Source organism: Acinetobacter sp. CIP 64.2 (assembly GCF_000369645.1).
Classification (GTDB): domain Bacteria; phylum Pseudomonadota; class Gammaproteobacteria; order Pseudomonadales; family Moraxellaceae; genus Acinetobacter.
This window is the reverse complement of the sequence record NZ_KB850122.1, coordinates 843,580-866,713: the sequence shown is the minus strand read 5'-3', so window position 1 is coordinate 866,713 and position 23,134 is coordinate 843,580. Positions and strand designations below refer to the sequence as shown.

Genomic DNA, 23,134 nt, shown 5'->3' with positions numbered 1-23,134 from the left:
AGATATCTGATAGTGGTTTATTTTTTAAATATGCATTGTCAGATATAGGATGAAATTAATGCTTAACTTTCAGGCATCCAAAAAAGTATCGTATTCTCGATAATAATTGATGCCTTGAATGAAAGTTTCATCGTTAAAATTGTTTGAAATTAATTTAAGGTTTTCGATAACGCCTTTTAAAGTACCTATTTCCATCCATGGTGACAGATATAGCTCTTGTAACTCTATAGGCAAAAATGCTCCATCATCTGATTCATAAACTTTTTCATCTGGCAGATTATCGACTTCTTCCTCCGAAATAATGAAAAAAATACTTTCTTTCGGGGATTTATTCCAAGCTATTAGATTGACATAAACCCATTCATTTTCCTTTGCCCTAATGACTGTCTCGTATAAATCACGTATTGTAACTATTTGGATCATTACCTATCTTCTTTATTATTTAATTCGACAGTTAAATTTATACTGAACAATTTTTTTATGATTTTAAGCAATATATTGGGGTCTACCATCCATGACCCACCTGCGATACCTTGCATCAATATGGCTTGCCAATTTGTCGTAATTTTCCCAAGTATCAGCGACTCTATACACGTTATTCGTATCTACCGAAAAGCTAAGCAAGTAGTCATCAATATATCGACTATCATTATTTAATCCTTCGTAATACGCCAGAGCAAAAGCATTACCTTCTTCACTAAAATCATTGTCAGTGAGCTTTTCATCAAGTTCATTAATGAGAAAATGCGCTCCTGTAATTTTTTTTGTGTTTAGATGCTCAATTGCATCTTGTGAATATTCAATTAATTCTTCACTAGCAAAATTGTGCAAAAGCATCCATGTTAAAAACATTCCAATATGGGTTGCACCAGCCTCTTGTGGAAGATCGACAGGGAAGTCACCTCCATAATGCCAAGAAGCATCATCATATTTCATGATTCATATCTCCAAAAATTGCATCATTACTTACCATTTTAATAATGAGACTGATTAAAATTTTAGTTTGATCGTAATTGGTTATTTCCCATTTGAGCATTAAGAAGTGTCGTATAAATGCATCTCGTCGATTCGCAATCAGATCATAAAATTGTATCAGCTAAAAATTGGAAAACTTACTCCGAATAACCCATTTTATTCAACAAAGAAGGTCATTTAGATTGTGTTTTAGTATTCTCTGATTACCTTAGTGCGATCTTCACGGTAGGTAAAACAGGCTGTTTAGAACGTTAAAATTCTGCCCATCCAATCACGCTACTACGATCAACTGTACAATCTAGTTCAACCATACCGTATTAAGTGCGTACGAAGATTTCCACCCGTCGATTCAACTGTCGACCGGCAGGGTTGTCTTGGCCACTGACCTCGTTGGGTGCCACTGGCTGCGACTCGCCGTAACCATGTGTGCTGGCGTCGGTTGCAGCACCACGCTGGCGCAAGGCCATGCTTACTGATTTGGCACGACGCTCGGATAAATTTAGATTGTAAGCATCACTGCCCTTGGCGTCGGTATGACCACGGATTTCTATTGTCTTGGCTGGCACTTTCTGCAAGGCTACAGCTAAGGTGTCCAGCACCTTGGCTGCATCAGGGCGGATATCCGACTTGTCGAAATCGAACAACACCTGATCATTGAGTGTGATGATGAACCCACATGGCGCACCTAGAGGAGCAAATTTTTTTAATGGCGGAAACTTGCCGGCTGGCGTGACCTTGGGAATTGGTGCCATTTTCACTTGACGTGCTGGTGTACCGATGCTGCCATTGCCTTTACCGTCGTTGCTCACCAACCCGTGCGGACTATTCCATGTACCGCTGCCGTCGGCGTTGATGGTGACAATGCCTTGCGGGCCGTTCCAACTGCCTGAACCATCACCTTGGTTACGAATCACCCCGTGGTCGCCATTCCATGTGCCACCGCCTTTGCCATCTAGCACAATGATGCCGTACTTGCCATTATATGTGCCCGAACCATCGGCTTCGACCGAGATGATCCCATCGTCAGCACCACCGTCACCATTGCCGTTGATTGTACCACTGCCATCTGCGTTGACGACGATGACGCCGCCTTCATAGTTGGCGGTACCACTACCGTCTGCATTGACATGAAAGATGCCTTCATCGCCGTTGCGCGACAGATTGCCTTGCGCATCCATGCTGGTAATGCCCGCATCGTTGAGTAATGCGCCGTCGGCGGCACAGTTGGCCGGTTTGACACTAATGCCTGCGACTGGATCAATGATGTCTTGCATTGATGTTTCCAACGCTCGTTGGGCTGGGCCAATGCCTATAATCTCTGGCACGACGATTTGCGGGATCACCGGGAAGTCGATATCTCCAGCGGACTTTACTGCTGATCTGGCTGTTTTCGCCTGGGTATTGGCATTATCCTCATCAGTTGAGGGTGACTTTGTGCAAGCGCAAACGAGCAATGCCATTCCCAGTACCATGAATCTGTTGATTGAAGACATGAATAATCACCCTACTTATATGTTGACTGTGTTTTGTTTCTAATTGAGTCGCGTTAAGTCCTTTGAATGCTGATCTTCGGCTACAAAAACCACATGTACAACAAGGCGATGTAGTTCTTTAATTAAGGTTATTCATTGGCTCTTGAGCGAGAGATAGACAAATACCAGCACCGCTAGTCCGAAGAGGAGTCGCGCGATCCAGGGTATCACCAACCAAGCGCCGAGAGCCGTGATGGAGCGGCTCCAGACATGCGTTGATTGCAATCCCTTTGACTCAGGCGCTCTATGTTGTGTCTGTAGTGGGTAGCCGCAATGCGGGCAGGAATTGGCTTGGGTCGAAACCTGACGGCTGCATTCGGGGCATGAAATAAGCGCCATAAGTGTTCTTCCTTTTTAAGTTATTTTCCATTTAGGCATTAACAAATGTCGTATAAACATATCTCGTCGATTTGCAATCAGGTCATAAAATTGTATCAGTTCAAAGATTGGAAAATTCGTCCGAATAACCCATTTTATTTAACAGAATGGGCTATTTAGATTGAGTTGAGGTGTTTTTCGATTGCCTTGCTACTATCTACGGTAAGGCAAATAGACCGTTTAAGGCTTTCAGCATTCTGCTAATTTTGTTTTATGTTCAACGGTATAATGTAACTCAACCATATCTTCACCCATTGGATGAACAGAGATCAATTTAAGTGTTGGAGCGAGTAATCTTCGAGGGAAAAGTGCTTTTCCTTTCCCAAGGGTGACTGAACCGATTTGTATAATAAGTTCATCAAGCAAATTTGCATCATAAAACTGGCCCGCTAATTCGCCACCACCTACAATCCAGATATTTTTATCCCCAATGACGGATTGTATTTCAGCATAAACAGGAGCGATTTTTCCTTGCACAAAATGGATATTTGCACCTTCAATCAAGGGCAGTTTGCGGCTAGAAAATACCCATGTTGGCTGAGAGTAGGGCCATGATGAACCTGTTTCAGCAGCGACTTGCTCTGCATGATTTAGCATCCATTGATAAGTTGCCGAGCCCATGACCAAAGCACCAACATTTGCAATAAAGGTTGGATAACTTGAGTTGTTTAGTTCGCCTAATGCAAATAACCATTCTAGAGAGTCATCTTCGGTCGCAATAAATCCGTCTAGTGTACTCGCTGCAAAATATTGTACTTTCATCCTGATCATCTCCTTATTTTAAAAGGAGTATCTTAGAACTTATTTTCTTTGAGTAAATTGTTTGAATCGGCTAAACGACACCTTATGACGTTTTAAAAAGCCTAAGCTTGAAGAGGATGATGCGTATACCAATGCTCCGCAATCTGCTGACGGGTGCAAATCCAGACCCGATCATGATTTTGCACATAATCCAAGAAACGTTGCAGTGCCTTAAAGCGGGCAGGACGTCCTAAAATACGGCAATGCATGCCAATAGAAAGCATCTTGGGTGAGGTTGCACCCTCGGCGTATAAAACATCGAAAGCATCTTTTAAATATTCAAAAAAATCCTCACTACGATTAAAACCCGTAGGAGATGCAAATTTCATGTCATTGGTATCTAGCGTATAAGGAATAATTAAATGTGGGCGTGTAGCACCCGCTGCATTGCTGAGCGTTGTCCAAAAAGGTAAGTCATCGCCGTAATAATCACTGTCATATTGCACCTGATCATATTCCGCCAATAATTGGCGGGTATTGGGGCTATCGCGGCCTGTATACCAGCCCGTTGGCATTTCACCAAACAAATCTTTGAGGATATGCATGGCTTCATCCATATGTTGTTTCTCAGTTTCAATATCCATATTTTGATAATGAATCCAGCGTAAGCCATGCGATACCACATCATAGTTGTGTTGTTTGATCGCTTCGACCACCAAAGGATTCCGTTGCAAAGCCATTGCAACGGCAAAAATGGTCATAGGCAATTGACGTTTGGCAAATTCCTGCTGAATGCGCCAAAAACCGACCCGTGAGCCATATTCATAAATCGAGTCCATTGAAAGGTGTCGTGCAGGATAACTTTCAGCACCACTGATTTCAGACAAAAACTGTTCTGACCCTTCATCGCCATGCAGAATATGTTTTTCACCGCCTTCTTCATAATTCAGCACAAATTGCACCGCAATTTTCGCTTGATTCGGCCATTGGGCATGGGGCGGTTGATTGGCATAACCGACCATATCACGTGGATAATCTGCTGTTAAGTTAATGTCTATATTGGGCCAAACCATAGTAATGCCTGAATCGTGAAAAAGGTGAATCTTCACATCAACTTAACCGATAAAATCTTTGAGTGTCAAATATTATATTGATTTAAATCAGTGGTTTATGTGTTTTATTTTGGTGCAAAAATACTATGTTATTGATGAATATTCTTTAACATGCGCGATTTTAGTGCCTCCATTTCGATAATGATTTGATTCATCATGATTTGAGCAATCCGAGAAAGTTGCCGTTTTGGTGCAACACAAAGTGCAACGGTAATTGGATGTAGGCCATGGTCATTGATTGCTCTAAATTCAAACTCACCATTTTCAATATAAGGGGCTGCATCCAGATAACTCATGATGCTGATGCCTAAGTTCTGTCTGAGCAAGGAGATCATCATATGGATATCATTGCACTCGATGGTATGACGTGGGTGAAAGTCCTGCTTTTTATATAAGGCCGTAACATGGTCATGAATAACCAAAGGCTCGGCGGGAACAATATGATTGAATTCCAGTGTATCGGAGAAGTAGATTTTTTCTTTATGGGCTAAAGGATGTTGTTTGGGAATCACGAAACCCAAGGGCATTTCAATAAAAGCACCGATCTGTAATTGGTGCTGATGTTTAGGGTTGAGAATCAGACCAAAGTCGAGCTCAGCATTGATCACCAGATCCGCGATACGATCACTGTCCAAGACACGAAGCTTAAAATTAATCCAGGGATATTGCTGAATAATAGACTGCATCACCGCACTGACAAAGCTTTCACTCAGTGCTGCGATCATCCCAAAATCAATTGAACCACGTTGTATCCCTTGAATTTCATTCAAACGTTTCTGGGTAATTTGAAACTCTTTTTGCCAGCTGCGTAGATCGGCATACAGCAATTCGCCTGCCAAAGTCAGCTTGAGTCCACTGGGCAAACGTTCAAATAAAGCCACGCCGAGTTCTTCTTCTGCCAAAACGATTTGTCGATGTACCGCGGAGACAGAAATAAACAGTTGATCGGCCGCTTTTCTTAAACTGCCTGTTTTGGCAACGGCAATAAAATAATCGGCAAAACGTGAAAATGGCAAGGCCATTGCAAACTCACTTGAGATAAAGCAGATTTCAATACAAAAGCAATTTTAGTGCCTAGGTTGTTCTAATTTTTAGAATGAGTCATGTAAATCATTCTAATAGACGAAAATAATGATCTATTCCACACTGCAAACAACAGAGGAAAGACGAAATCACGAGCACTGGATATGAACGCAATTTCATTCATCAATCTTCCAAATAAGCCATGCCATAGCCAATTTGATGATCAGGATTGGCAGATTCTTGCACAACATTGGTATCCCGTTGCACGCATTGAAGATGTGAGTAGCAAACCTCAGCAAGTGACTTTATTGGATATGAATCTAGCTTTGTATAAGACCGAAACAGGGCAGATTCATTTGGCTCGGGATATTTGTCCACATCGTGGTGTACCTTTGAGTAAAGGTTGGGTTGAGGGAGACACTTTGATTTGTCCTTATCACGGGCTACATTTTAATGAAGAGGGCAAATGTAGCAAAATCCCCGCTCAGCCTGACTTAACCAAAATCTCAGAGCGCTTTTCGCTGACTAAGTTTCCAGTGGTTTTAAAATATGGCTTGGTTTGGACCAGCATTTTGGGCAGAGATGAACATTTGGCGAATTTTCCCGTGTTAGAGACATGGGAGAATGAGGCACATCAAGCCATTTTGCCACCTTCTGTAGATATTGCAGGCTCAAGTGGCCGTCAACTGGAAGGCTTTATTGATGTTGCACATTTTGCTTGGGTACATCATCAGGCTTTTGCCGATCGAGATAATCCGGTGGTACCTAAATATTCGACTGAACGTACCAATTATGGCTTGCATACAAACTACACCAGTAACGTCAGCAACTATCCGCATGGCATGCAGCATTTAGCACCCGATGATTTCTTGTGGGAAAGAATCTTTGATGTTTATCCACCATTTTCAGCAGTGCTGACCATTCATTTTCCGAATGACGGGGTGCTCAAGATTTTAAACGCCTGTTGTCCGGTCTCGCATAACAAGACCCGTTTATTTGTACCATTAACTCGTAATTTTGATACCACGGGTGATTTACAGGCGGTTTATGATTTTAATGCGCAGATTTTTGCTGAAGATCAGGAGATGGTTGAGGCGCAAAAGCCAGAAGAATTGCCTTTGGATATAAGTATGGAAGCGCATTTTGAAGCAGATCGTTCTTCGACTATGTATCGTCGTATTTTGGCAGAATGGGGGTTAAGCAAACGATACACCGTCTAGCTTTAGAAATAACCGTATTTTCTATGGAGATTAAAAAGAGTAAATAAAATAATGGAACTGGAAAATTTTATATGTATAGGCTTGTATATACAATTGTCATAAAATAAAGATACAATGCCTTAAAATATTTAGTATGAGTTTTAGTCAATGTCAAGAGCGACAAAGCAAAACGATTTAGATTTGTCCTTAGAAAAAGATAGTCCAGTTCCATTGTATTTGCGCGTGAAACAAATGATTTCACAAAAAATTTATGAGGGAACATGGACAGTTAATAAAAAGATTCCTTCAGAAAGTGAATTGGTCAATTTACTCGGCTGTAGCCGCATGACCGTGAACCGTGCCTTACGCGAACTGACTAGTGAAGGTTTATTGGTGCGTATTCAAGGTGTTGGTTCTTTTGTTGCCGAAGGGCAAGGGCGTACCGCTTTATTTCATGTCAATAATATTGCCGAAGAAATCATTGCCCGAAACCATAAACATCATGCCGAAGTCTTGGTGCTGGAACAAATTCAGGCCAATGCCGAGCAAAGCATGTTGATGCAGATGCGTGAAGGGCAAAAGCTTTTTCACTCGATCATTGTGCATTATGAAAATGATGTGCCTGTACAGATTGAAGACCGATTGGTCGATCCGATGTTGATTCCTGATTACTTGTCACAAGACTTTAAAAGCATTACACCGAATGCGTATTTGATGTCTAAAGCACCTGTGACCGAGGGTGAGCATGTGGTCACAGCGATTCTTGCTTCTGCACAAGAATGCAAATGGCTGAAAATCAATAAGACTGAACCGTGTCTATTGATTCGTCGTCGCACTTGGTCGAATAAACAGCTGATTTCCAGCGCTCGATTGATTTATCCAGGTAGCCGTTACTATCTGGAAGGTAAATTTACCCAATGATTCAACAGTTAAGCGTATCTGATTATCAGCAGATGCTGTGGAAGAATGGTGCGGGCTATACCGTAGAGCTCGCCAGAAGCAACGGGGACAGTCTGGATGCGTTTGATTGGCGCATTTCGATGGCGGATGTCAAAACTTCGGGTGACTTTTCCAAGTTTGATGGCATGCAGCGCATCCTTACAGTATTGGAGGGTGCTGGCATCATATTGAATATTGATGATGGTTCTGAGCATCTGCAAACCTTACAGTCCGCCCAATTTAGTGGAGATAGCACGACCAGTTGTGAACTCAGCGATGGGCCGATTCGGGACTTTAATCTGATCTATAATCCTGAAAAATGGTGTTCTCGTTATCAATGGATATGTGAGCCAACGAGTTCTGAGCTTTTCAGTTCAGCCGATCTGATTTTTATTTTCAATCAGAGTCCAGAACCATTAGAAATTGCTGTAGAGCAACAGGTTTTCTGTTTAGCCCAGCATGAGAGTCTTAAGATAGAGCAGCAAAAAGCATTGAAAAAACTGGTTTTAAAATCACAGCGTTTAAAGCAAGCTTGTCTGATCGAACTCACGAAAAATTAAGTTTTTTACTTTTTCTTAAAACACATGCAACCCCAGGTTGTATGTGTTTTTTATTGCCAGTATAAAAATAAATCTATTTATTTCATAAGCTTGTAAATTATTTTCATAAAAGCATTGAAAAGCATCTTTTCAAGATAAAAGTTTTGTGTAGTATATGGATGTATATACAAGTTAATACATTGCTATACAGTAAAGCAGGTTAATTTGCTGATTCAAACTCAATGGAAGGAGTCCGATTGTGACAACAACGACAACAAAATTTCGTGATGTAGAAATTCGCGCACCACGTGGTACAAAGCTCAATGCAAAAAGCTGGTTAACAGAAGCGCCTTTACGCATGCTGATGAACAATCTTGACCCTGATGTTGCAGAAAATCCAAAAGAGCTTGTTGTTTACGGTGGTATCGGTCGTGCTGCACGTAACTGGGAATGTTTTGACAAGATCGTTGAAACACTTAAAAACTTAGAAACAGATGAAACCTTATTGGTTCAATCAGGTAAGCCAGTTGGCGTATTTAAAACCCATAAAGATGCACCGCGTGTTTTGATTGCAAACTCGAATCTGGTTCCACATTGGGGAACCTGGGAGCATTTCAATGAATTGGATGCCAAAGGTCTGGCAATGTATGGGCAGATGACAGCGGGTTCATGGATTTATATTGGTAGCCAAGGCATTGTACAAGGCACTTATGAAACTTTTGTAGAAGCAGGCCGCCAACACTATAACGGCGATTTAACAGGTCGTTGGGTGTTGACCGCTGGTTTAGGCGGTATGGGTGGTGCACAACCTTTGGCTGCAACACTTGCAGGTGCATGTTCACTTAATATTGAATGCCAACAAACCAGTATCGATTTCCGATTACGTACCCGTTATGTCGATGAACAAGCAACGGATTTAGATGATGCCTTGGCGCGTATTGAAAAATACACCAAAGAAGGCAAGGCAGTTTCGATTGCACTGCATGGCAATGCCGCTGAAATTCTGCCTGAATTAGTCCGTCGTGGTGTACACCCAGACATGGTGACAGACCAAACCAGCGCACATGACCCATTGAATGGTTATTTGCCAATTGGCTGGACATGGGAAGAGTATCGTCAACGTGCTAAAACTGAGCCAGAAGCTGTGGTCAAAGCAGCAAAACAATCGATGGCCAAACATGTTCAAGCGATGTTGGATTTCCAGAAAATGGGTGTTCCAACCTTTGATTATGGCAACAACATTCGTCAAATGGCACAAGACGAAGGTGTAAAAAATGCCTTTGATTTCCCAGGCTTCGTTCCTGCCTATATCCGTCCATTGTTCTGCCGTGGTATTGGTCCATTCCGTTGGGCTGCACTTTCAGGTGATCCAGAAGATATCTATAAAACAGATGCCAAAGTAAAAGAACTTATTCCAGATGATGAACATTTACATCGCTGGTTAGATATGGCGCGTGAACGGATTAGCTTCCAAGGTTTACCAGCGCGTATTTGCTGGGTTGGCTTAGGTTTACGTGCAAAATTGGGCTTGGCATTCAATGAAATGGTGCGTAGTGGTGAACTTTCAGCACCGATCGTGATTGGTCGTGATCATTTGGATTCAGGTTCAGTCTCGAGTCCAAACCGTGAAACAGAATCAATGAAAGATGGTTCTGATGCGGTATCTGACTGGCCATTGTTAAATGCCTTGTTGAATACTGCTGGCGGTGCAACTTGGGTATCATTACATCACGGTGGCGGTGTTGGTATGGGCTTTTCTCAGCACTCAGGTGTAGTGATCGTGTGTGATGGTACTGATGAAGCAGCGGCACGTATTGCACGTGTATTGACCAATGACCCTGCAACAGGGGTGATGCGTCATGCCGATGCGGGTTATGACATCGCAATTGATTGTGCCAAAGAGCAAGGCTTGAACTTGCCAATGATCACACAATAAACAGACAAGGACATTACGATGCTTTTTGCAATTGTGCATTGAGCATTGTAAGCGAACAATAGAGTGCAAAACAGGACGCCAATAATGGAACTTTTAATTCAAGCCGGCAAACTCACCTTAGCAGACCTTCGTAAAGCCTATTTCAATCCAATCAAAGTCAAATTGGATGAGAGTGCTGCAGCAGGAATCGATGCCAGCGTTGCTTGTGTCGAAAAAATTGTCAATGAAGGTCGTACCGCATACGGGATCAATACAGGTTTTGGTTTACTTGCTTCGACTAAAATTGCACCAGAAGACTTGGAGCAATTACAACGTTCTTTGGTACTTTCACATGCAGCAGGTGTGGGTGAGCCCCTAGATGATGCTATGGTACGTTTGATCATGTTGCTGAAAGCGAACAGCTTGGCTCGTGGTTTTTCAGGGATTCGCCGTAAAGTGATTGATGCACTTTTGGCTTTGATTAATGCTGAAGTGTATCCGCATATTCCATTAAAAGGTTCAGTGGGTGCTTCAGGTGACTTGGCGCCACTTGCACATATGTCTTTGGTGTTAATTGGTGAAAGTAAAGCGCGTTATAAAGGTGAATGGTTACCTGCGGTTGAAGCGCTAAAAATTGCAGGTTTAGAGCCGATTTCTTTGGCGGCGAAAGAAGGTTTGGCATTGCTGAACGGTACACAGGCATCAACTGCTTATGCATTGCGTGGTTTATTCGAAGCAGAAGATCTATTTGCTGCCGCAACGGTTTGCGGTGGATTAAGCGTTGAAGCAATGCTGGGTTCACGTGCGCCATTCGATGCCCGTATTCATGAAGTGCGTGGTCAACGTGGTCAAATTGATGTTGCGGCTGCGTATCGTGACCTATTAACTGAATCAAGTGAAATTTCACATTCACATGAAGATTGTAGCAAGGTTCAAGACCCATATTCATTGCGCTGCCAACCTCAGGTGATGGGTGCTTGTTTGACTCAAATCCGTCAAGCGGCAGAAGTTTTAGAAATTGAATCAAATGCTGTTTCAGATAACCCGTTGGTGTTTGCCGCTGAAGGTGATGTAATTTCAGGTGGTAACTTCCATGCCGAGCCAGTGGCAATGGCTGCGGATAACCTTGCATTGGCGATTGCTGAAATTGGTTCGCTATCTGAACGTCGTATTTCTATGATGATGGACCGTCATATGTCACAATTGCCGCCGTTCTTGGTTGCCAATGGTGGAGTCAACTCTGGCTTCATGATTGCCCAAGTAACAGCTGCTGCGTTAGCAAGTGACAATAAAGCACTTGCACATCCTGCCAGTGTTGATAGTTTACCGACTTCTGCAAATCAGGAAGACCATGTTTCCATGGCACCGAATGCGGGCAAACGTTTATGGTATATGGCTGATAACGTTCGCGGCATTCTTGCAGTTGAATGGTTAGGTGCATGTCAGGGGCTAGATTTCCGTGAAGGATTGAAGAGTTCTCCAAAACTGGAGCGCGCGCGTAAACTGTTGCGTGACCAAGTACCTTACTACAGTGAAGATCGTTTCTTTGCACCCGATATCGAGCAGGCAAGTGAATTGCTCGCAAGTGGTTGCTTGAACGCATTGCTGATTCCGAAGCTATTACCGAGTTTGTCTGAAGTGTGATCAATAAAACGGTCACATGGAGTGGCCGAATCTAACTAAATTTCCTCAAGGATTGGAGATTATAATGTCACAACACTCCACATTACAGCGGGGGTTAAACACCCGTCATATTCGTTTCTTGGCATTGGGTTCAGCCATCGGGACAGGACTCTTTTACGGTTCGGCGACTGCAATCAAAATGGCAGGGCCGTCCGTATTACTCGCATATATTGTTGCAGGGATTGCAATTTATATCGTGATGCGTGCACTTGGTGAGATGGCTGTCCATAATCCAGTATCGGGCTCGTTTAGTGAGTACGCATCACATTATATTGGTCCATTGGCGGGGTTTACCACGGGATGGACCTACGTTTTTGAAATGGTGATTGTCGCCTTGGCCGATGTCACGGCTTTTGGGATCTATATGGGATTCTGGTATCCCGATGTACCACGATGGATCTGGATTCTGTCACTGATCATGTTCTTGGGCGCAATCAACCTGATTCATGTGAAAGTCTTTGGTGAACTTGAGTTCTGGCTTTCAATCGTCAAGGTCACGGCTATTGTTGCCATGATTTTGGGTGGTTTTGGTTTAATGTTCTATGGTTTCCATGCTGACCACAGTGGTTTTACCACAGGTATTCAAAACTTATGGATTCATGATGGCTTTATGCCAAATGGAATTGCAGGTTTGGTTGCCTGTTTATCTGTAGTGGTATTTGCTTTTGGCGGGATTGAAATTATTGGTTTGACGGCAGGTGAGTCGCAAGATCCGAAAACGTCCATTCCTCGTGCCATTAATGCCGTTCCAGTCCGAATCTTACTGTTCTATGTATTGACAATTTTTGTGTTGATGTCGATTTTTCCATGGAATCAAATTGGTAGCCAAGGTAGTCCATTTGTTCAAATTTTTGAAAATCTAGGCATTGGATCAGCAGCTACGATTTTGAATATTGTGGTGGTTACCGCAGCAATCTCGGCAATTAACAGTGATGTATTCGGTGCAGGGCGTATGCTGTATGGCATGTCGAACCGTGGACAAGCGCCGCAAGTTTTCCAGAAAATCTCAAAGAATGGCGTGCCTTGGATGACGGTTGTGGTGATGGCTGGGGTGTTATTGATCGGTGTTGTGCTGAACTATCTGATTCCTGAAAATGTCTTCATCATCATTGCTTCAATCGCAACCTTTGCAACCGTTTGGGTATGGCTGATGATTTTACTTTCTCAGGTCGCAATGCGTCGTAAGCTGTCGAAAGAAGAAATTAAAGCCTTGGATTTCCCTGTGATTGGCTGGCCGTATGCACCTGCATTTGCGATTGTATTCATGCTGTTTATCTTGGCGATGATGGGATATTTCCCTGACTCACGACCTGCGATTTATGTCGGGGTAACGTGGTTAATTCTCCTTTGGATTGCTTATACCATTTGGGTGAAGCCCAAGCAAAACAGCGTAAAAGAAAATCAGACCTTGCAACAAAACATTGAATTGGAAAGCTAACAATCAAACTGCTCAGGTATTGGTTATGCCTGAGCAGTGAGAGGAGTTTTAAATGAAAAAGCTTTGGAAAAACTGTCATATTGCCACCATGCAAGATGGACAATATTCCAGTATTGAAGATGCAGGGATGGTCACGCTAGGACAGCATATTCACTGGATTGGAGCATTTAAAGATCTTCCTGCCGATGCATATTCTGAAACCATTGACTTAAATGGGGCATGGGTAACGCCAGGCTTGATTGATTGCCATACCCATAGTGTATTTGGTGGTAACCGTAGTGTTGAGTTTGAAAAGCGCTTGCAGGGTGTCAGCTATGCTGAAATCGCAGCCAGCGGTGGCGGGATTGCCAGTACCGTTCGTGCTACCCGTGAAGCCAGTGAAGAACAGTTGTTGGCATCGGCGTTAAAACGAATTCGCTGTTTGCTCAAAGATGGTGTCACCACTATTGAGATTAAGTCGGGTTACGGTCTGGACTATGCCAATGAGCGCAAAATGCTGCGTGTGATTCGTCAGATTGCAGAAACTTTGCCAATGACAGTTCGCAGTACCTGCTTGGCGGCGCACGCTTTACCGCCTGAGTATAAGGATCAAAGTGATGCTTATATTGAGCATATCTGCAATGAGATGCTGCCAAAACTTCATCAGGAAGGCTTGGTCGATGCGGTCGATGCATTTTGTGAATACTTGGCCTTTTCTCCAGCACAAGTTGAACGTCTCTTTAAAACGGCTCAGTCTCTGAATTTACCGATCAAACTGCATGCAGAGCAACTCTCTTCACTTGGTGGATCTAGTTTGGCAGCACGTTATCAAGCGTTGTCAGCAGATCATTTAGAATTTATGACCGAGGATGATGTCAAGGCGATGGCTGCCGCAGGTACAGTTGCAGTGTTATTGCCGGGTGCGTTCTATTTTCTACGAGAAACCCAATTCCCACCGTTAGAGAGTTTGCATCAACATGGAGTGCGGATTGCCTTATCCAGTGATTTAAATCCGGGCACATCGCCAGCCTTGTCATTGCGATTGATGATGAATATGGGCAGTACCTTGTTCCGTTTAACTCCTGAACAAACCTTAGCGGGTGTGACCACAAATGCAGCGCATGCCTTGGGCTTACAAGATACACACGGTACGTTGGAAGTCGGTAAAGTTGCCGATTTTATTGCATGGCAGATTGAGCATCCATCCGAGATCGTTTACTGGTTGGGTGGGGATCTGCCAAAGCGGATTATTCAGCATGGCCAAGAAATCTCAATCTAGCGATGTAGCTCATTTATAAAGGATGCTAGAGACAATGAATCATTCATTTACATGGCAAGGGCGTAAAGATGGCGAGGGTGCTGAACACTTGAGGATTCACCAAGTCATTAATACCACGCCAAAAGCAGATTATGCCCTGATTGGATTTAGCTCGGATGAAGGGGTAAAGCGCAATAAAGGCCGCTTAGGTGCCGCAGATGCCCCAGATAGCATTCGTGCGCAGTTAGCCAATTTGCCTGTACATCAACTCATCACGATTGCAGATATTGGGACTGTGGTGTGTGACGGTTCAAAACTGGAACAAGCACAGGCTGAACTGGCTGAACAGGTCGAAAGAAGCTTAAAACAGGGCATGAAACCGATTGTGTTAGGTGGTGGCCATGAAGTGGCTTTTGGCAGCTTTTCTGGCTTGTTTCAATATCTGCAAAACAATGAACCCAATAAGAAAATTGGCATCATCAATTTCGATGCACATTTTGATTTGCGTGAAGCTGAACAGGTGACCTCTGGCACACCATTTTTGAATGCAGCCAGACTGTCTGAACAGCATCAGCAAGAATTTCATTATTTGTGTGTTGGCGTAGCGAAACATTCAAATACCAAGGTTTTATTTGAAACCGCAGATCGGCTGAATTGTACTTATATTTACGATTATGAGTTACAGAAACAAAGTGTTGAAACTTTAATCGAAAAGTTGACAGCTTTTACAGGAAAAGTTGACTATTTGTATATTACAGTTGATCTTGATGTATTTAGTGCTAGCATTGCGCCAGGTGTAAGCGCACCTGCGGTAAAAGGAATTGATTTATCAGTTTTTGACCCATTACTAGAGGCCATTAAGGAAACCGGAAAGATTAAAGTTTTTGATGTGGCGGAATGTAATCCACGGTTTGATTTGGATAGTAGAACTGCCAAATTAGCCGCTTATATAATTTTTAACTACATATTTGATTGATGGATCATGTGAATTCATCAAAAGGTTAAAACATGTCTAATTTATCTTATGTCTCTCAAAATGACGGTCCATGGGCAACCTATCTTGAACAGATCGAGCGTGTTGCTCCATATCTAGATGGTCTAGAAGGTTATGTGGATACATTGAAGCGCCCAAAACGTGCTTTGATTGTTGATGTGCCAATTGTTATGGACGATGGCACAATTCGTCATTTTGAAGGTTATCGTGTACAACACAACTTGTCACGTGGTCCGGGTAAAGGCGGTATTCGCTATCACCCAGATGTAGATTTAAATGAAGTAATGGCTCTTTCAGCATGGATGACAATTAAAACTGCGGTGGTAAATTTACCATTTGGCGGTGCAAAAGGCGGTATCCGTGTTGATCCACGTCAGCTTTCTCCACGTGAATTAGAACGCTTAACACGTCGCTATACCAGCGAAATCAGCCATATTATTGGCCCACAGAAAGATATTCCTGCGCCAGATGTAGGGACTAACCCGAATGTCATGGGTTGGATCATGGATACTTATTCATCGGGTCAAGGTCATACTGTGACAGGTGTAGTAACTGGTAAGCCTGTACATCTTGGTGGTTCGTTGGGTCGTATTAAAGCGACTGGCCGTGGTGTATTTATCACGGGTCAACAAGTGGCTGAAAAAATCAAACTACCTTTAGAAGGCGCAAAAATTGCGGTTCAGGGTTTTGGTAACGTGGGTAGTGAAGCTGCTTATTTGTTTGCAGAATCAAAATCTAAAATCGTGACGATTCAAGATCACACTGGTACGATTTTCAATCCAGAAGGGATCGACCTTGCTGCATTGAAAACACACATGGAAACTCACCAAGGTGTGGGTGGCTTTGCTGGTGCACAAGTAATCAGTGATGAAGCGTTCTGGACTGTAGACATGGATATTTTGATCCCTGCTGCATTGGAAAGCCAAATCACGGTTGAACGTGCGAAAAACCTGTCGGCAAAACTGGTACTCGAAGGTGCGAACGGCCCAACTTTCCCAGAAGCGGATGACGTTTTAGTTGAACGCGGTATTACCGTTGTTCCTGACGTAATCTGTAACGCGGGTGGTGTAACCGTATCTTACTTTGAATGGGTTCAAGATATGTCGAGCTACTTCTGGTCTGAAGAAGAAATTAACGAAAGACTAGACAAGTTAATGATTCAAGCCATCAATGATGTATGGCATAAATCAAGTGAGAAAGAATGTACCTTACGTACCGCGGCCTTCATTTTAGGCTGTGAACGTATCTTAAAAGCACGTAAAGAGCGTGGTATTTTCCCAGGCTAATCCTGCGAATCAATACCCAAACGACCTTAAGACGCATGTCTTAAGGTCGTTTTTTATTGTTCAGTGCACTCTTGGTTTTGGATCATTCCCCATGTCCCGATATTGTACGGGTACTACTAATATACTCATGGAAATAATCATCTTTTGTTTGAAAGAAGATATCAAAACTCGCACTCATCATTTGATCTATTTGGGCTTGTTTTTTAAATATTATATTTAACTGTTCGAGATAATAAATTATCCATTCGTTTTTATTATTAAAATGGTAACAAGGTTTTAGATTGGCATATAATGTTTTTAATTCGGTCCTAATATGTGAAATATCGGGATTGAAAAACCATAATATAATTTCATTGATTTGGAATTTTTCTAATCGATATTCATTATTTTTGTTTGGCTGTATGGTGTAAAGCTGAGCCCCTGATGGCGTGCTCTTGGAATACATTAGTTTTGTCGTTGTTATCTGGAAGTGTTTTGCTTCCAACTCTCTCATAAGTCTTGAAATTTTAAGACATTTTGGTAGGTCTTTAATATTCGATTTTGATAACTTTATAAAGAACTCAACTGCACGGGATATAACAGTCATTTCACCCGAACCTACGATAATCCCATTTTTCCATGCATATAGTTTAGGTGTTTGATCTGAATGAATTTTATAATCAATGGTTGCACTTCTATTATCAGCAGCAACAATAATACTATCTTGCAATTGAATGGCTATAATAAAAGTCATACGATAAATTTTAAGGGTGGTAGATATTATTATTGTATTATTTTGGAGAGTTGTGTCAAATAAAGGGATGTTTATGGCTGGTGGGTCTCAAATAATTATTAATAAAGATGGAATTACTTTTATTACCCCTGCAAAATTTGAAGCAAAAGCAGGGCAACATAAATTTGTTGCTGGGCAGAAGGTTTCTGTTCAACTTCCCAGATTAGCTGTGGTGGATCAACCCTATATTCTTCAATATTTGGTGAAGAATAAAGACAACATTCCATTGGCAAATAAGCCGTATCTCCTGATTGACCAAGCGGGAAATTTGCAAAAAGGTATCACAAGCGCCGAGGGTTTAATGAAACTCACGACAACGTCGTCCGCTCAAAATCTGATTACGCATGTGATGGTGAATGAGATAGAAGAAGCACAGGAAGCGGAAGGAGAATAAGATGGCAACACATTATTCCCGATTGCAATTTAAGCTCAAGCCGCCCTTACAATTTAAAGATTTTAGCTTTCAGTTTTTGGTTGTGAACCGAGAGCTTGGCAAGACTGTTTTTAAAGATGAGGGAAATTTTGACGATCATGGTTTTGGCAAATGGTTTCATATCTATCAACCCAATCGATTGTTGATGTATAAAATTAAATATCGTGGCGAGGTCATCAAAACTGTTACAGCCAAAGCATATCCTGAGCCTAATAAGTGGAGTCTGTTTGAGTTTAAAACGACTGTTGAAGCAACTAAAAAAGCCAAGGAAAATATAAAAGAAATCCAGATTCATGATGGTGAGGTTGCATGGTATCTCATTAAAAAAGCTGAACCCGTGATGACATGGTCACAGCGTATCTTTAAAAAAACATTGAGTGTAAAAGACTGGGAAATTTTAAAGGCAAATAACCCGCATTTATCTAACCTCGTTTCCATGGGGGTTTTACAGTCTGGGCAGGTGGTTATTATTGCAAATTCAACCACAGCCAAGGAATTATCTGAATATAAAAAACAGGCACAACAAGCCCAACAAAATTTGGAGCAAATGAAAAAGGATAAAGATTTTGATGCCGATTTTTTTGCTCAGAATTACGAATTTTTTTATGATGCGTTATTACGAGAAAATACAAGGATTGTTGGGAAAACCATCTTTGAAGAAAATCAGCATCCTCTCACAATCAAGTTTGATCAGAAAGAAGAGAAGGATGGTTTTTTTGAGCAGAAAATGGCGGTTGATGGTGCGTTAAGTATGGCAGAAGGGCAATCGCATCGAATTTATCGAATTCATGGTGAGCTTGCACAGAAGTATGCCGAAGAACAAGCCAAAGGTTCAGGACTGGCAAATCCCAAAAACTTTGCTCAATTTAAGCAAAAATACGCCAGCCTATATAATCAGCTAGATCAGGAGTCCGTAAAGAAATTCTTGCGTTGGGATCAGTCGATTAAAACCAACAATATGCGACGGATACTGAAACAATCTGCTTTAGTAAGAGATAATACTTATAAGGGTGGGATTAAAGATTATGTGAAAAAAATGGGTGAGATTGGAAAATTTGCCAGTCAACTTAAAATAGTCGGCTACGTGTCGATTGCGGCGGATGTGGTGAATTCTGGTGTTAGTGTTTATGAAGCTGCACCAGAGGATAAAGCAAGAACAACAGTGGTTGAGACAACTAAAGTTGGTACAGGCTTGATTGCTGGAGCTGTAGTGAGTGCTATTGTGGTTGGACTCGCCACAGGTGGAACTGGGTTGATTGTAATAGGTATTGTGGCTGCTTCAGGAGCAATAGCTACGAAAGGTGTTAGTGAAATTTCAGGATATGGCGTAGGTGAAGCCTATGACTATATTGACGAAATTAGGAATAAGTAATGTTTGAAATTCTATTGTCTATGTCTAAAGATAGACCTGGTTTATTTATTATTCTAGTTGGTGTTTTATTCATTATAGTGGCATGGGTGGTTGTAATAAGTCTTTATATTTATATAAATATTTATTTAAAAGGGATTTGCAAGATTGTATATAAAGATGAGAAGCGGTTTACAAAATTGATGGAACCATTTGATTTTTTTTATCTGAGTATTCTGCCCAGTGCATATTGGAAAGAGATATTAAATGTAAAGTTTAACACTTCATTTAAGGCTTTCTATGGGAATAATGTATATTACAAAATAGGTGATTCTCAGTTAAAAGAGTTGTTGAAAAATTATCCAATGTTCTTTTTTCTTCATTATTTTTTCATGTTATCGGGGCTTTTAAGTATGTCCTTATTATTCCTTGGTTATTCTATAGAGCACTTTTTTAAATAGGATTTATTTAAAATTTGAGGTGTGCTCAGATTTTGAATTTGTTGTTTAAATAGCAGCAGGATATCTTGCAATTGTTATAAGGATGCTGTGAATTCAAGTATAGCTGTTTATGAAGCTGCACCAGAGGATAAGGCGAGAACAACCGTGGTTGAGACTGCGAAAGTTGGGGGTGGAATAGGTTTTGGGATTGGAACGAGTGCTTTAATTATTAGTTTGGCTATAAGTGGTGCTAGGTTAGTAGTTATTGGGATAGTTGCTATTGCAGCACCAATAATAGGAAAGGTTTTTGGTGAGAAATTGGGATGGGGCGCAGGAAAAATATATGACATTGTTGAAGAAATAAGAGTAGGTAATAATGGATGTTATTTTTATAATTTTTAGTAAAGTTCCTATGATAGCAACTAGTTTTTTACTCTTTGCAATTTCTTCAATTCTTTATTTTATTCTTTATGTATATATAAATGTCAATTATAAAGGTATATTCAGAATTATGTTTCCAGAGAAAAAATATATAAAAGACCACTTGAACCTTTTAATTTTTTCTTTGTGAGTATTTTGCCAACAACTTTTTGGCGTGAAATAATAAATATAAAATATAATAAATCTTTTAAAAAATTATATGGAAAGGAATTTTATTATCCTATTAATGAGGAGCAATTGGTTGATTTGCTTAAAAAATATCCTTTATTTTTCTTAATTCAGTATTTTAGTTTTTTTACTGGTTTACTTTCAATGTTGATAATTTTATATGCCTATATATTAGATCACTATTTTTAATTTTTATATTTGATTTCGGACTCCTAATAAGTAGAGTGGGATTGGTATTTTGGGGTGGCAGTGTTAGCAGGAAAAGCTACAACAGAACTTGCAGGTCATTTCGTTGAAAATCCTATGATTTAATTGAGAGAGCAATGGGAAATAAATGATAGATTTTATTGTTAAATTATATAAAGTTGACCCATCTTTATTTATTGGTATGATTGGTCTTTTTTTAATAGTAATAACTATTATACTATATTTAATTTTTTATATTTACATGAATATAAATTTGAAGGGTATATCAAAGATTGTCTTTAATGATGAGAAAAAATATAGAAGGCCATTAGAACCCTTTAATTTTATAGCTCTTATTTTTCTTCCTACTACATTTTGGAGGGAAATTATAAATATAAAATACAATAAATCCTTTAAAAAACTCTATGGGAAAGAATTTTATTATAAGCTTAATGAGAGTCAACTAAGACGATTGTTGTTTGAGTATAAGGGGTATTTTGTATTCCAGTATATGATTTTTATAATTACAACATTTGCATTTATATTTATGATTTTTTCTTACGTTGTTGGTAATTATTTCAAATAGTGATTTTTTATTAAAAAAGTGAGGTGAAAAAACTGACGGCAGCTTCTCATTTAAAATAAAGGCAGGTTCTGTACCTATCCTGCTGATGTCGTGAGTTCAGGTGTTACTGTTTATGAAGCTGCACCAGAGGATAAAGCGAGAACAACCTTCGTTGAGACTGCGAAAATTAGTACAGGGATCGGTGTTGGTGTTCTGACTGGCTATTTAATTATCGGACTTGCTACAGGAGGAACTGGATTAATTGTAATTGGCATTGTTGCAGCTTCGGCAGCACTTGCATCTAAAGGTACATCAGAGCTTACTGGGTATGTTGTGGGTGAAGCCTATGACTATATTGATGGCGTTAGGAATAAATAATGTTGGGAATTTTATTGTCCATGTCTAAAGATAGACCAGGTTTATTTATTAGCTTAATAGGTCTGTTTTTCTTTTTGTTACTATGGATATTCTTCATAAGTCTTTATATTTATAGTAATATTTATATAAAAGAAATATGTAAAATTGTATATAAGGATGAGAAAAAATTTAAAAGATTGATGGAGCCATTTGATTTTTTTTATTTAAGTATGTTACCTAGTGCATATTGGAGGGAAATACTAAATATAAAGTTTGATACCTCTTTTAAAGCCCGTTATGGAAATAATGTATATCAAAAAATAGGTGACTCTCAGTTAAATGAATTATTGAAGAGTTATCCAGTGTTTTTCTACCTTCATTATTTGGTTATTTTGTCAGGAATTCTCGGTACATGTCTTCTATTCTTGGGTGTAGGATTAGAGAAGTATATTTTTTAAATAAATTTTAGAGTTCTTTCTATGAGGTTGCATTAGAGAATACTCACTTACTTTAGCTGTGCTTTTGAAACGACCTTAAGACGCATGTTTTAAGGCCGTTTTTTATCTATGGCTAATCTAAAAAGAAATCTTTCTGTAATTGGGTATTGCCGCTGACACAGGCATATTGAGCAAAATCAGTTATACCAATACGCGCCAACGCTTGTTCATCTGTCAAGCTCTGTCCCGTAAGCTCTCCTTTGACTGTACTATAAATGGCAAAAGCTGCATCCGCCATGATCTCAGGTTTACGACTCAATTGACGCGTATTTTCTTCACCTAGGTTTTTCGAAACTGCTGCTGTGGCGATATAGGTGTCAGGCCACAGGGTATTACAAGAAATACCATAGTGTCGAAATTCTTCTGCCATCCCCAAAGTCAAAATGGTCATACCATATTTAGACAATGCATAAGGTGAGAGCATACCCAACCATTTCGGTGACATATTCACAGGTGGTGATAGACTCAGAATATGCGGATGCTCTGCTTGTTTAAGAAAAGGTAAGGCGGCTTGGGCACAAATAAAGGTGGCACGGTGATTAATGCTTTGAATCAGGTCATATTGTTTTAATGAAGTGGCTTCCACACCGGTGAGGGCAATTGCACCTGCATTATTTATTAATACATCAATACCACCAAAGTTTTTGGCTGCTTGTTGCATGGCAGTATGAATCTGCTGTTCATCTCTTACATCTAAAAGCAGTGGCAATGCATGACCACCCGCAGCCTCAATCTCTTCGGCGACACTATAAATTGTGCCTGTTAATTTAGCGGTCTCGACTTCGGTTTTTGCAGCGATCACCACATTTGCACCTGCCTGTGCAGCTTTCAGTGCAATGGCTCGGCCAATTCCTCGGCTACCGCCCGTAATAAAAATGGTTTTTCCTTGCATATTTTTCATGGTGAAGTCCTGTCTTTAATTTTTATTGGGGTTGA

25 protein-coding genes are annotated in these 23,134 nt (G+C 40.7%); 16 read left to right on the top strand and 9 right to left on the bottom strand.

Features of this window, described 5'->3' with window-relative positions:
• Window positions 1-69: 69 nt before the first annotated feature.
• The 3 genes from F895_RS07040 to F895_RS07050 form a co-directional block, all read right to left on the bottom strand.
• Window positions 70-423, bottom strand: a complete 354-nt coding sequence (locus F895_RS07040; RefSeq protein ID WP_005242171.1) for a DUF7716 domain-containing protein — start codon at window positions 421-423, stop codon at window positions 70-72.
• A 63-nt stretch (window positions 424-486) separates the two neighbouring features.
• Complete coding sequence (locus F895_RS07045) at window positions 487-936, bottom strand: DUF7832 domain-containing protein (RefSeq protein WP_005242170.1); 450 nt, start codon at window positions 934-936, stop codon at window positions 487-489.
• A 356-nt stretch (window positions 937-1,292) separates the two neighbouring features.
• A complete protein-coding gene (locus F895_RS07050) occupies window positions 1,293-2,249 on the bottom strand; it encodes an OmpA family protein (RefSeq protein WP_010590117.1) in 957 nt (318 codons plus the stop codon).
• A 31-nt stretch (window positions 2,250-2,280) separates the two neighbouring features.
• Between F895_RS07050 and F895_RS20310 the strand changes: the two genes are divergently transcribed.
• On the top strand, window positions 2,281-2,511 hold the full coding sequence (locus F895_RS20310; protein WP_228128856.1) for a hypothetical protein: 231 nt from the start codon (window positions 2,281-2,283) through the stop codon (window positions 2,509-2,511).
• 89 nt (window positions 2,512-2,600) lie between these two features.
• Here the strand turns inward: F895_RS20310 and F895_RS19550 are convergent, their stop codons facing one another.
• From F895_RS19550 to F895_RS07065, 4 genes are all read right to left on the bottom strand, one after another.
• Complete coding sequence (locus tag F895_RS19550) at window positions 2,601-2,846, bottom strand: zinc ribbon domain-containing protein (RefSeq protein WP_010590119.1); 246 nt, start codon at window positions 2,844-2,846, stop codon at window positions 2,601-2,603.
• A 228-nt stretch (window positions 2,847-3,074) separates the two neighbouring features.
• Window positions 3,075-3,647 carry a dihydrofolate reductase family protein gene (locus F895_RS07055; RefSeq protein ID WP_005242168.1) on the bottom strand — a complete coding sequence of 191 codons (573 nt, stop codon included), beginning with the start codon at window positions 3,645-3,647 and terminating at the stop codon, window positions 3,075-3,077.
• Window positions 3,648-3,748: 101 nt separating this feature from the next.
• The gene (gene puuE / locus F895_RS07060; protein ID WP_005242167.1) at window positions 3,749-4,699 is read right to left on the bottom strand and encodes an allantoinase PuuE; all 951 of its coding nucleotides are present in this window, start codon (window positions 4,697-4,699) and stop codon (window positions 3,749-3,751) included.
• Window positions 4,700-4,827: 128 nt separating this feature from the next.
• Window positions 4,828-5,760, bottom strand: a complete 933-nt coding sequence (locus tag F895_RS07065; protein WP_005242166.1) for a LysR family transcriptional regulator — start codon at window positions 5,758-5,760, stop codon at window positions 4,828-4,830.
• A 165-nt stretch (window positions 5,761-5,925) separates the two neighbouring features.
• On the opposite strand from F895_RS07065, the gene F895_RS07070 reads away from it, so the two are divergent.
• From F895_RS07070 to F895_RS07110, 9 genes are all read left to right on the top strand, one after another.
• A complete protein-coding gene (locus F895_RS07070; protein ID WP_005242165.1) occupies window positions 5,926-6,981 on the top strand; it encodes an aromatic ring-hydroxylating oxygenase subunit alpha in 1,056 nt (351 codons plus the stop codon).
• Between the two features lie 147 nt (window positions 6,982-7,128).
• A complete protein-coding gene (gene hutC / locus F895_RS07075; protein ID WP_005242164.1) occupies window positions 7,129-7,881 on the top strand; it encodes a histidine utilization repressor in 753 nt (250 codons plus the stop codon).
• Complete coding sequence (locus tag F895_RS07080; RefSeq protein WP_005242163.1) at window positions 7,878-8,459, top strand: HutD/Ves family protein; 582 nt, start codon at window positions 7,878-7,880, stop codon at window positions 8,457-8,459. Before hutC ends, F895_RS07080 begins: the two co-directional genes overlap by 4 nt.
• A gap of 238 nt (window positions 8,460-8,697) precedes the next feature.
• Window positions 8,698-10,374: a urocanate hydratase gene (gene hutU, locus F895_RS07085; protein ID WP_005242162.1), complete on the top strand. Its 1,677-nt coding sequence runs from the start codon at window positions 8,698-8,700 to the stop codon at window positions 10,372-10,374.
• Between the two features lie 84 nt (window positions 10,375-10,458).
• A complete protein-coding gene (hutH, locus tag F895_RS07090; RefSeq protein ID WP_005242161.1) occupies window positions 10,459-11,997 on the top strand; it encodes a histidine ammonia-lyase in 1,539 nt (512 codons plus the stop codon).
• 64 nt (window positions 11,998-12,061) lie between these two features.
• The gene (locus F895_RS07095; protein WP_005242160.1) at window positions 12,062-13,474 is read left to right on the top strand and encodes an amino acid permease; all 1,413 of its coding nucleotides are present in this window, start codon (window positions 12,062-12,064) and stop codon (window positions 13,472-13,474) included.
• Window positions 13,475-13,526: 52 nt separating this feature from the next.
• Window positions 13,527-14,732: an imidazolonepropionase gene (gene hutI, locus F895_RS07100; protein ID WP_005242159.1), complete on the top strand. Its 1,206-nt coding sequence runs from the start codon at window positions 13,527-13,529 to the stop codon at window positions 14,730-14,732.
• A 34-nt stretch (window positions 14,733-14,766) separates the two neighbouring features.
• Window positions 14,767-15,687 carry a formimidoylglutamase gene (gene hutG, locus F895_RS07105; RefSeq protein ID WP_005242152.1) on the top strand — a complete coding sequence of 307 codons (921 nt, stop codon included), beginning with the start codon at window positions 14,767-14,769 and terminating at the stop codon, window positions 15,685-15,687.
• Between the two features lie 32 nt (window positions 15,688-15,719).
• The gene (locus F895_RS07110; protein ID WP_005242142.1) at window positions 15,720-16,991 is read left to right on the top strand and encodes a Glu/Leu/Phe/Val family dehydrogenase; all 1,272 of its coding nucleotides are present in this window, start codon (window positions 15,720-15,722) and stop codon (window positions 16,989-16,991) included.
• Window positions 16,992-17,073: 82 nt separating this feature from the next.
• On the opposite strand, the gene F895_RS07115 is transcribed toward F895_RS07110, so the two are convergent.
• On the bottom strand, window positions 17,074-17,724 hold the full coding sequence (locus F895_RS07115) for an Ntn hydrolase family protein (protein ID WP_005242141.1): 651 nt from the start codon (window positions 17,722-17,724) through the stop codon (window positions 17,074-17,076).
• Window positions 17,725-17,797: 73 nt separating this feature from the next.
• On the opposite strand from F895_RS07115, the gene F895_RS07120 reads away from it, so the two are divergent.
• The 6 genes from F895_RS07120 to F895_RS07155 all read left to right on the top strand — a co-directional run bounded on the left by F895_RS07120 (window position 17,798) and on the right by F895_RS07155 (window position 22,159).
• Window positions 17,798-18,157 carry a hypothetical protein gene (locus F895_RS07120; protein ID WP_005242140.1) on the top strand — a complete coding sequence of 120 codons (360 nt, stop codon included), beginning with the start codon at window positions 17,798-17,800 and terminating at the stop codon, window positions 18,155-18,157.
• 1 nt (window position 18,158) lies between these two features.
• A complete protein-coding gene (locus F895_RS07125) occupies window positions 18,159-19,568 on the top strand; it encodes a hypothetical protein (RefSeq protein ID WP_005242139.1) in 1,410 nt (469 codons plus the stop codon).
• Window positions 19,568-20,005: a hypothetical protein gene (locus tag F895_RS07130; protein ID WP_005242138.1), complete on the top strand. Its 438-nt coding sequence runs from the start codon at window positions 19,568-19,570 to the stop codon at window positions 20,003-20,005. Before F895_RS07125 ends, F895_RS07130 begins: the two co-directional genes overlap by 1 nt.
• A gap of 87 nt (window positions 20,006-20,092) precedes the next feature.
• A complete protein-coding gene (locus F895_RS07135) occupies window positions 20,093-20,386 on the top strand; it encodes a hypothetical protein (protein WP_005242137.1) in 294 nt (97 codons plus the stop codon).
• 1,069 nt (window positions 20,387-21,455) lie between these two features.
• Window positions 21,456-21,722: a hypothetical protein gene (locus F895_RS07150; RefSeq protein ID WP_005242107.1), complete on the top strand. Its 267-nt coding sequence runs from the start codon at window positions 21,456-21,458 to the stop codon at window positions 21,720-21,722.
• Window positions 21,722-22,159, top strand: a complete 438-nt coding sequence (locus F895_RS07155; protein ID WP_005242105.1) for a hypothetical protein — start codon at window positions 21,722-21,724, stop codon at window positions 22,157-22,159. The genes F895_RS07150 and F895_RS07155 overlap by 1 nt, the downstream gene beginning before the upstream one ends.
• A 112-nt stretch (window positions 22,160-22,271) precedes the next feature.
• On the opposite strand, the gene F895_RS07160 is transcribed toward F895_RS07155, so the two are convergent.
• Complete coding sequence (locus F895_RS07160) at window positions 22,272-23,099, bottom strand: SDR family oxidoreductase (RefSeq protein WP_005242103.1); 828 nt, start codon at window positions 23,097-23,099, stop codon at window positions 22,272-22,274.
• Window positions 23,100-23,134: the final 35 nt, after the last annotated feature.

Excerpts from the sequence above, each read along its gene's own strand:
- F895_RS19550 (WP_010590119.1), bottom strand. The coding sequence starts at position 2,846 with ATGGCGCTTATTTCATGCCCCGAATGCAGCCGTCAGGTTTCGACCCAA.
- F895_RS20310 (WP_228128856.1), top strand. The coding sequence starts at position 2,281 with ATGCCTATAATCTCTGGCACGACGATTTGCGGGATCACCGGGAAGTCG.
- F895_RS07040 (WP_005242171.1), bottom strand. The coding sequence starts at position 423 with ATGATCCAAATAGTTACAATACGTGATTTATACGAGACAGTCATTAGG.
- hutG (WP_005242152.1), top strand. The coding sequence starts at position 14,767 with ATGAATCATTCATTTACATGGCAAGGGCGTAAAGATGGCGAGGGTGCT.
- F895_RS07130 (WP_005242138.1), top strand. The coding sequence starts at position 19,568 with ATGTTTGAAATTCTATTGTCTATGTCTAAAGATAGACCTGGTTTATTT.
- F895_RS07050 (WP_010590117.1), bottom strand. The coding sequence starts at position 2,249 with ATGCAAGACATCATTGATCCAGTCGCAGGCATTAGTGTCAAACCGGCC.
- hutI (WP_005242159.1), top strand. The coding sequence starts at position 13,527 with ATGAAAAAGCTTTGGAAAAACTGTCATATTGCCACCATGCAAGATGGA.
- F895_RS07110 (WP_005242142.1), top strand. The coding sequence starts at position 15,720 with ATGTCTAATTTATCTTATGTCTCTCAAAATGACGGTCCATGGGCAACC.
- F895_RS07080 (WP_005242163.1), top strand. The coding sequence starts at position 7,878 with ATGATTCAACAGTTAAGCGTATCTGATTATCAGCAGATGCTGTGGAAG.
- hutC (WP_005242164.1), top strand. The coding sequence starts at position 7,129 with ATGTCAAGAGCGACAAAGCAAAACGATTTAGATTTGTCCTTAGAAAAA.
- puuE (WP_005242167.1), bottom strand. The coding sequence starts at position 4,699 with ATGGTTTGGCCCAATATAGACATTAACTTAACAGCAGATTATCCACGT.
- F895_RS07160 (WP_005242103.1), bottom strand. The coding sequence starts at position 23,099 with ATGAAAAATATGCAAGGAAAAACCATTTTTATTACGGGCGGTAGCCGA.
- hutH (WP_005242161.1), top strand. The coding sequence starts at position 10,459 with ATGGAACTTTTAATTCAAGCCGGCAAACTCACCTTAGCAGACCTTCGT.
- F895_RS07115 (WP_005242141.1), bottom strand. The coding sequence starts at position 17,724 with ATGACTTTTATTATAGCCATTCAATTGCAAGATAGTATTATTGTTGCT.
- F895_RS07045 (WP_005242170.1), bottom strand. The coding sequence starts at position 936 with ATGAAATATGATGATGCTTCTTGGCATTATGGAGGTGACTTCCCTGTC.
- F895_RS07065 (WP_005242166.1), bottom strand. The coding sequence starts at position 5,760 with ATGGCCTTGCCATTTTCACGTTTTGCCGATTATTTTATTGCCGTTGCC.
- F895_RS07120 (WP_005242140.1), top strand. The coding sequence starts at position 17,798 with ATGGCTGGTGGGTCTCAAATAATTATTAATAAAGATGGAATTACTTTT.
- F895_RS07070 (WP_005242165.1), top strand. The coding sequence starts at position 5,926 with ATGAACGCAATTTCATTCATCAATCTTCCAAATAAGCCATGCCATAGC.
- F895_RS07125 (WP_005242139.1), top strand. The coding sequence starts at position 18,159 with ATGGCAACACATTATTCCCGATTGCAATTTAAGCTCAAGCCGCCCTTA.
- F895_RS07095 (WP_005242160.1), top strand. The coding sequence starts at position 12,062 with ATGTCACAACACTCCACATTACAGCGGGGGTTAAACACCCGTCATATT.
- F895_RS07155 (WP_005242105.1), top strand. The coding sequence starts at position 21,722 with ATGTTGGGAATTTTATTGTCCATGTCTAAAGATAGACCAGGTTTATTT.
- F895_RS07055 (WP_005242168.1), bottom strand. The coding sequence starts at position 3,647 with ATGAAAGTACAATATTTTGCAGCGAGTACACTAGACGGATTTATTGCG.